The organism is Segeticoccus rhizosphaerae (genome assembly GCF_009192725.1).
Classification (GTDB): domain Bacteria; phylum Actinomycetota; class Actinomycetes; order Actinomycetales; family Dermatophilaceae; genus Segeticoccus; species Segeticoccus rhizosphaerae.
In genome coordinates, this window is record NZ_VOHR01000177.1 from 1 (window position 1) to 8,177 (window position 8,177).

Sequence of the window (8,177 nt, forward strand, 5' to 3'; positions counted from 1 at the left end):
CCAGGTGCCCGGCGCCGCGTGACCGCCGCGTGACCGCCGCTCGACCCCCGCGCGTCCACCTGCGCGGGCGCCCCGCCGTTTTGGCCGCGACCACCCCGCGCTGCTAGATTTGACCATCGCGTGCGCGCTCAGGTCGTGTGCGCATGCTTGAGCACCACCCTGCGCGTCTCAACCACGGGTGCCCCACGCCCGGTCCCGAGGCGCGTCTGTCGCCCTCATGACAGAGCAGCACCGACCTACCCGAATGTGAGAAAGAAGCCTCGTGGCAAACATCAAGTCCCAGATCAAGCGGATCCGCACCAACGCCGTCGCGACCGAGCGCAACCGCGCCGTCAAGAGCGAGCTGCGCACCTGGATCCGCAAGTTCAGCGCCGCCGTCGAGTCGGGTGACAAGTCCGCGGCCCAGGAGGCGCTCAAGGTGGCCTCCACCAAACTCGACAAGGCCGTCAGCAAGGGTGTCATCCACCAGAACAACGCGGCCAACAAGAAGTCGGCGATGGCCAAGAAGGCCGCCTCCCTCTGACCTGAAGGGCGACGCAGCGCAGCGACCCTGCCGCCAGGGAGCGCGACCACAAGCGCTGAGCCCAAACGTCGCAAGGCCGTCGCCCCACCGGGGTGGCGGCCTTCGTCGTGTCACCACCGGTCGATAACGTCGCTGCCATGACCGTCGCCGCCGCCGTCGCGCTGGCGGCCCTCGTGCTGGCGGCCCTCGTGGTGGCCACGTGGGCAGCCGTATGGCGTGCCGCACCGCGCGTGGAGATGGTCACCAAGCCGCTGGCCCTGCTGGCGCTGATCGCGCTCGCGGTCACGCTCGGTGCCCCCGGCACCGACGTCGGGGTGTCCGTGCTCGTCGCCCTCGGGCTCGCGCTGGTCGGCGACGTGTTCCTGCTGGGCTCGGGCGCTCGGTCGTTCGTCGGGGGCCTCGGGGCCTTCCTGCTCAGCGACCTGGCCTACCTCGTCGCCTTCGTCATGCTCGGGTTCCACTGGATCCCCGCGCTCGTCGTCCTGGTCCTCGCGCTCTTCGTGCTGCGCACCGCGGGCCACCGGGTCCAGGCCGGGGCCACGCGCGAGGGCGGGCCCTGGCTCGGTGGTGGCACGACGGCATACATGCTCGTGCTGTCGGCGCTCGCGGTGACCGCGGCGGGCACCGCGCTGCCGTTGGTGCTGGCCGGTGCGCTGGTCTTCCTCGTCTCCGACCTCGTGCTCGGGCTGGACCGGTTCGTCGGGCCGCGCGCCCGCGCCGACCTGGTGGTGATGGTGACCTACCACGTCGGGCAGGTGCTGATGGTGGTCGGGGCCCTGACCTCGGCGACAGCGAGCAGCGGCCTGCGCTAACCTTGAGCACATGCGTTGCACACTGCTCCTTATGCAGCCGCGTTGATCGGTCGGACGACAACGCGGCAAACCCCTCCGTGGTGAGGGGTTTTCTCATGTCTGGCGGTGCGTCCGACACCGCGACTGGAGACAGCCAACGACGCGCACTGGTGACCGGAAGAGGACCGCGAGCATGAACGAGACCCCGCATCGTTACACCGCCGAGCTGGCCGGCCGGATCGAGGAGGCGTGGCAGGACCGGTGGGAGGCCGAGGGCACCTTCCACGCGCCCAACCCCGCCGGCCCGTGGGCCGAGCCCGAAGCGGTCGCGACGTTCGAGGAGCACGGCAAGCTGCTCGTCCTCGACATGTTCCCCTACCCCTCGGGCGCCGGCCTGCACGTGGGGCACCCGCTGGGCTACATCGGCACCGACGTCTTCGCGCGCTACCACCGGATGACCGGCAAGAACGTCCTGCACTGCCTGGGCTACGACGCGTTCGGGCTGCCGGCCGAGCAGTATGCCGTGCAGACCGGCCAGCATCCGCGCAAGACCACGGAAGAGAACATGGTCACGATGCGGCGCCAGCTGCGTCGGCTCGGGCTGGGACACGACGACCGGCGCAGCATCGCCACGATGGACCCGAGCTACTACCGGTGGACGCAGTGGATCTTCACCCAGATCTTCGAGAGCTGGTATGACGAGCGTGCCGGTCGCGCGCGCCCGATCAGCGAGCTGGTGGCCGCCTTCGAGCGCGGCGAGCGGCCGACGCCGGACGGGCGGCCGTGGACCGAGCTGAGTGCCGACGAGCAGCGCGCAGCGGTCGACGACGAGCGGCTGGCCTACTCCAGCGAGGCCCCGGTCAACTGGTGTCCGGGGCTGGGCACCGTGCTGGCCAACGAGGAGGTCACCGCCGAGGGCCGCTCCGAGCGCGGCAACTACCCGGTCTTCCGGCGCAGCCTGTCGCAGTGGATGATGCGCATCACCAAGTACGCCGACCGGTTGGCCGACGACCTGGACCGGGTCGACTGGCCCGAGAAGGTCAAGGCCATGCAGCGCAACTGGATCGGTCGCTCGCAGGGCGCCCAGGTCGCGTTCGCGGTGACGACTCCGGCGGGGGAGCAGAAGGCGATCGAGGTCTTCACGACCCGGCCGGACACGCTGTTCGGCACCACCTTCATGGTGCTGGCGCCCGAGCACCCGCTGGTCGAGTCCCTGGTGGCACCAGGCGAGTGGGCCGAGGGCACCAACCCGGTGTGGACCGGGGCCGAGGCGTCGCCGAGCGCGGCGGTCTCGGCATACCGGCTGGCGGCCTCGCGCAAGACCGACGTGGACCGGCAGTCCGAGGGCAAGGACAAGACCGGTGTCTTCACCGGCAGCTACGCCACCAATCCCGTGACCGGAGAGCAGATCCCGGTGTTCGTCGGCGACTACGTGCTGATGGGCTACGGTACCGGCGCGGTCATGGGCGTGCCCGGCGGCGACCAGCGCGACTTCGAGTTCGCGACCAAGTTCGGCCTGCCGATCGTGCACACCGTGCAGCCGCCCGAAGGGCACCCGGCCGACCAGGCCTACGCGGGCGCGGGAGTGACGATCAACTCGTCGAACGCGCAGATCAGCCTGGACGGGATGAGCGTCGACGAGGCCAAGGAGGCGATCATCGCCTGGCTGGAGGCCTCCGGGGCCGGACACGGCACCGTCACCTACCGGCTGCGCGACTGGCTGTTCTCCCGCCAGCGCTACTGGGGCGAGCCTTTTCCCATCGTCTACGACGAGGACGGGCACGCCCACTCGCTGCCCGACTCGATGCTGCCGGTCGAGCTGCCGGAGGTGCCCGACTACTCGCCCAAGACGTTCGAGCCCGACGACGTCACGTCGGCGCCGGAACCGCCCCTGTCGCGGGTGCCGGAGTGGGTCAACGTCGAGCTGGACCTGGGCGACGGCCCGAAGCGCTACCGGCGCGAGACCAACACCATGCCCAACTGGGCCGGATCGTGTTGGTACTACTTGCGATACCTCGACCCCGCCAACGACCGGGTCTTTGTCGACCCGGAGGTCGAGGCCTATTGGATGGCGCGGCACGAGTCGACCGTCGAGGGGGCGCCCGAGGGCGTCACCGACCCCGGCGGCGTCGACCTCTACATCGGCGGGGTCGAGCATGCCGTGCTGCACCTGCTCTACGCCCGGTTCTGGCACAAGGTGCTCTTCGACCTGGGTTACATCGGCTCCGAGGAGCCGTTCCGAAAGTACTTCAGCCAGGGCATGATCCAGGCTTTCGCCTACACCGACTCCCGCGGGCAGTACGTGCCGGCGGAGGAGGTCGAGGAGACGCCTGGGGCCGACGGCGCGGAGCCGGCGTTCACCTGGCGGGGACAGCCGGTGCGGCGGGAGTACGGCAAGATCGGCAAGTCGCTGAAGAACGCGGTCAGCCCCGATGACATGTATGCCAGCTTCGGCGCCGACACGTTCCGGGTCTACGAGATGTCGATGGGCCCGCTGGAGCAGGGGCGGCCGTGGGAGACCCGTGCCGTCGTCGGCGCGCAGCGGTTCCTGCAACGCCTGTGGCGCAACGTCGTCGACGAGACCACCGGCGAGCTGACCGTGGTCGACACGCCGATGGACGAGGCGACCCGGCGCGCGGTGGCCCGTGCGATCGACGGCGTGGGCCGCGACTACCACGCGCTGCACTTCAACACGGCGGTCGCCAAGCTGATCGAGCTCAACAACACGCTGACCAAGCTGCCGGCTGTGCCGCGGGAGGCGGCCGAGACCATCGTGGTGATGACCGCCCCGGTGGCCCCGCACATCGCCGAGGAGCTGTGGAGCCTGCTGGGCCACCCGGATTCGCTGACCTACGAGCCGTTCCCGAAGGCCGACCCGGCGCTGCTGGTGGAGGACACGGTCACCTGCGTCATCCAGGTGCAGGGCAAGGTGCGCGACCGGATCGAGGTGGCGGCCGACATGAGCGACGCCGACCTGGAGGCCGCGGCGCTCGCGAGCGAGAAGATCGTGGCGCTGCTGGACGGGCAGTCGGTGCGCAAGGTCATCGTGCGCGCGCCGAAGCTGGTCAACATCGTGGCCGGGTAGCCTGCCCGCGTGAGCGTCGCCATCGTCACGGACTCCACGGCATACCTGCCGTCGGACGTGGTCGCGCGCCACGACATCCACGTGGTGCCGCTGCACGTCGTGCTGGGGGGCGTCGAGCACTCCGAGGGGGTAGACGTGTCGACCGCTGAGGTGGCCGCGGCGCTGCGGGCGTTCACCCCGGTGAGCACCTCGCGGCCTTCACCCCAGGTCTTCCTCGAGACCTATGAGCGTGCTGCCGCCGAGGGCGCGAATTCGATCGTCTCCGTGCACATCTCGGCCGCCATGTCAGGCACCTACGAGGCGGCCATGCTGGCGGCGCGCCAGTCGCCGGTGCCGGTCGAGGTGGTCGACTCGCGGGTGCTCGGCATGGCGATGGGGTATGCCGTGTTGTCGGCGGCCCACGTTGCGGCGCAAGGCGGCTCGGCGCAGGCGGCGGCCCAGGCCGCCCGGTCTCGCGCCGGGCGCGCGACGGCAATCTTCTACGTGGACACGCTGGAGTACCTGCGGCGCGGCGGCCGGATCGGCGCGGCCTCCGCCCTGCTCGGGTCCGCCCTGGCGATCAAGCCGCTGCTCACCCTCGACGACGGCCACATCGAGCCGCTGGAGAAGGTGCGCACGGCGTCGCGGGCGCTGGGGCGGATGGAGGAGCGTGCGGTCGCGGCAGCCACCGAGACCGGGGGCGACGAGGGCGTGGATGTCGCTGTGCAGCACCTTGATTCGGCCGAGCGGGCCCGGGCGTTGGCCGAGCGTCTCCGCGATCGGTTGCCCGAGGCGCACGAGGTGGCACTGGTCGAGCTCGGGGCCGTCGTCGGCGCCCACGTCGGTCCGGGGACGATCGGCATCGTGGTGTCACCGCGGCCGGACTCGTCGTTCGCCTTGGACGACTCGACGGGGGCCGAGTCTTGACCGGCCCCGGATCGTGGCTCTGGTTCGTCGTGGCCGTGGTGCTGGCGTTCGTGGTCGGCAGCATCAGCCCGGCGACGATGATCGCGCGTCGGCGCCAGGGCGACCTGCGCCTGGGCTCGGGCAACCCGGGGGCCACCAACGCGGGTCGCCTGCTCGGACTGCGCTACGGGGTCGTCGTGGGGGTGCTGGACGTCCTCAAGGGCCTGGTGCCGGCCCTGTTGGCCCTGTGGCTGCTCGACCGGTTCACGGCATACGCCGTCGGGCTGGCCGCGGTGCTCGGACACATGTTCTCGCCGTTCCTGCGGGGGAGGGGCGGCAAGGGTGTCGCGACGTCGCTCGGTGCCGTGCTGGCGCTGCTGCCGTGGTTCGCCCTGGTGATGGTGGTGCTCTTCGGGCTGGTCGTGTGGGCGGGGCGGTGGGTGGCTCTCGCGTCCCTGTGCGCGGCGGCGGCGCTGATCGTGCTGTCGCTGGCCGGTCCTGTGCCGGATCCGGAGGTGGTCGCCCGCACCTTCGGCGTGGCGATCGGGGTGCTGGTCGTCATCCGGCACCAGCGCAACATCCGGGCCGCCCTGCACATGGTGTGAGCGCCAGCAGTCGGGCGAACGGACGACTGCCGCGTCGGCCAAAAGGATGAATTCTTTACCATCTCCTTACCAAGCCCTGACTTTAACTTGTACGTTCCTGCTCAGTAGCCAAGTGGTTACCACTGAGTAGCCGGCATGGTCGCCGGCTGGGGATGACGGGGTTTTGACATGCAAAGCACAAAGTCTTGGGCAACGCTGGTCTGCTCGGCGGTCCTGTTGGGTGGCGGCGTCCTGGGTGCCGGCGCGGCGAGCGCCGCTGGCCTGGATTGCGGCACTCCGGCCCAGCCGGCGGTCTACACGACGGTCGCCCACCCGGCTGTCCCCGCGGTGACCGGTCTCGAGACCGTGGTCGACGTCGCGGCCAAGGCGGCCGTCACGCACGACGAGGCGCAGTGGCAGCGGACGGTCGTCGTCACGCCGGGTGTGCCGGCGGTCGACGAGCAGACGCACACGGAGACCGCCTACGTCGACGGCTACGGCGCTCCCGAGGGTGATGGCTGGTCGCGCACCGGCGAGAGCAGGACGGTCGTGGACCAGGAGGCGTGGGACGAGACGGTCACGGTGCCCGCCACGTACGTCACCGAGCGACAGTGGCGGCAGCAGGTCGTCGACCAGCCCGGCCAGGACGCGACCTACCGCACCGACAGCGCCGACACCGAGAGCTCGTCCCCGCCAGAGGGCGACGGATGGACCCTGGAGGGCACGACCGGCGAGGCCGCGTACTCCGAGCAGGTGCTCGTCAAGGAGGCGTGGACCGAGAAGGTCATCGACCAGGCGTATGTGCCTGCCAAGCCTGCCGTCATGAAGGTCCTGGTGAAGTGGGTGGAGCGCGGGGGCAACGACTTTGTCTGGTTGCCCCAGGGGGACCCGGGCCCCTCCGACTACACCCTGTCCAACGACACCGAGGAGACCGTCCTCGAGCCGGGCACCCCTGAGGTGCCGGAGATCTCGCACGACGTCGTCCACCCGGCCGTGTACGAGACCGTCAACCACGAGTCCACCCTGGTCTGGCACTGGACCCGCCAGGTCGTCGACCAGCCGGCGCAGGACCCCACCTACACCTGGGTCTACCAGTGGAGCGTTGAGTCGCCTGGCGCCGACTGGTCGCAGACCTACCTCACCCGCGAGGTCGTCGACGTGCCCGCCCACGACGAGGTCATCCACCATCCGGAGGTGACGCACCAGCAGCAGGAGTGGACGCGGGCGGTCGTCGACGCCCCCGCGCAGGATGCGGTCGAGGCTGTGACGGACACCGAGACGACGTGGCTGCCGGTCGGTGAGTCGCCCGAGGGCGACGGGTGGTCGCTCACGGGGGCCACCAAGACGGTCACCGACCAAGACGCCGTGGCGGAGCAGTCGCACACCGAGAAGACGGTCGTGACCCCGGCCGTCGCCGCCTGGGGCGAGCAGGTGCTCGTGTCCGCAGCCGTCCCCGCCGGAGACGAGTGCCCGGCAGCGCCGGACGACACAAACCCGGCAGGAGGTCCGGCCTCGCCGGCAGTCGAGGCGCCTGCGGCACCGGTCCAGCACGTGTCGCTGCCTCAGGCACCGTCGGCCCCGGCACCGCAGTCCGACCCCGTCGTTCCGCGGCTCGTGCACACCGACGGTGGGCAGCTGGCGCACACCGGATCCGGCGACGCCGGCGTGGCTGGCGCCGGCCTCCTGATGACCCTGCTGGGTGGCCTGCTCCTGCTCCTGCGCCCGAGGAGCCGCCGGTCCGAGTAACCGGATCCCCTTACGCGACAGCGCCCGAACGACTCGACCGTTCGGGCGTTGTCGCGTCACGGCGTGATGGCGTGATGGCGTGATGGCGCGGACGGTCGTCGTCCACAGAGTCGGTCGCCGCCACCTCGTCCTCCACAGCCGTGCCGCAGTGGGCTGCCGTGCCACCAGTGCACTCCTAACGTGCCCGGTATGCCGCGTCGTCGCCTCCCGCCCCCACCTCCGGGGCGGCTCGCGGCCATCCTCGGCATGGATCCGCCGCCCGTCGTCGGACCTGCACCTGTGCGAGACGGCGCGGCTGAGAGGCCAGCCGCGTCCGCCTCTGATCCTGCGATGGAGGCGTCCGGCGCCGCCGCAGCCGTCCCAGACGAGGGCGAACCAACTTGGGAAGACGACGATTCCGGCTGGACGCCGCAACGGCCCGACCCGACGCGCTCGACTGCGGCGCGGTCGCAGGGACGGCACCGACCGGCCAAGACGCCACGGCCGCCGCTGATCACCGTCCCGGACGCGCTGCGCGACCTGGCGGTGCGACCCAGCCGGTTGGCGGTCCTCGGCCTGCTCGT

The 8,177-nt window shown here is 70.9% G+C and carries 7 protein-coding genes; all 7 read left to right on the top strand.

What is annotated here, in order from left to right; all coding sequences use genetic code 11:
- Positions 1 to 262 precede the first annotated feature (262 nt).
- Positions 263 to 523, top strand: coding sequence for a 30S ribosomal protein S20 (gene rpsT / locus FRW57_RS13805; protein ID WP_152186246.1), 261 nt, complete (start codon positions 263 to 265; stop codon positions 521 to 523).
- 137 nt (positions 524 to 660) lie between these two features.
- The gene (locus tag FRW57_RS13810; protein ID WP_152186247.1) at positions 661 to 1,335 is read left to right on the top strand and encodes a lysoplasmalogenase family protein; all 675 of its coding nucleotides are present in this window, start codon (positions 661 to 663) and stop codon (positions 1,333 to 1,335) included.
- 172 nt (positions 1,336 to 1,507) lie between these two features.
- The gene (gene leuS, locus FRW57_RS13815; protein WP_152186248.1) at positions 1,508 to 4,399 is read left to right on the top strand and encodes a leucine--tRNA ligase; all 2,892 of its coding nucleotides are present in this window, start codon (positions 1,508 to 1,510) and stop codon (positions 4,397 to 4,399) included.
- A gap of 9 nt (positions 4,400 to 4,408) precedes the next feature.
- Positions 4,409 to 5,305, top strand: coding sequence for a DegV family protein (locus tag FRW57_RS13820; protein ID WP_152186249.1), 897 nt, complete (start codon positions 4,409 to 4,411; stop codon positions 5,303 to 5,305).
- Positions 5,302 to 5,889 (top strand): glycerol-3-phosphate acyltransferase, encoded by a 588-nt coding sequence (locus FRW57_RS13825; protein WP_238384849.1) that lies wholly within the window; start codon positions 5,302 to 5,304, stop codon positions 5,887 to 5,889. Before FRW57_RS13820 ends, FRW57_RS13825 begins: the two co-directional genes overlap by 4 nt.
- 168 nt (positions 5,890 to 6,057) lie before the next feature.
- Positions 6,058 to 7,614, top strand: coding sequence for a hypothetical protein (locus FRW57_RS13830; protein WP_152186250.1), 1,557 nt, complete (start codon positions 6,058 to 6,060; stop codon positions 7,612 to 7,614).
- Between the two features lie 330 nt (positions 7,615 to 7,944).
- On the top strand, positions 7,945 to 8,177 hold a 233-nt coding region (locus FRW57_RS24065), incomplete at its 3' end, for a hypothetical protein (protein ID WP_203230325.1).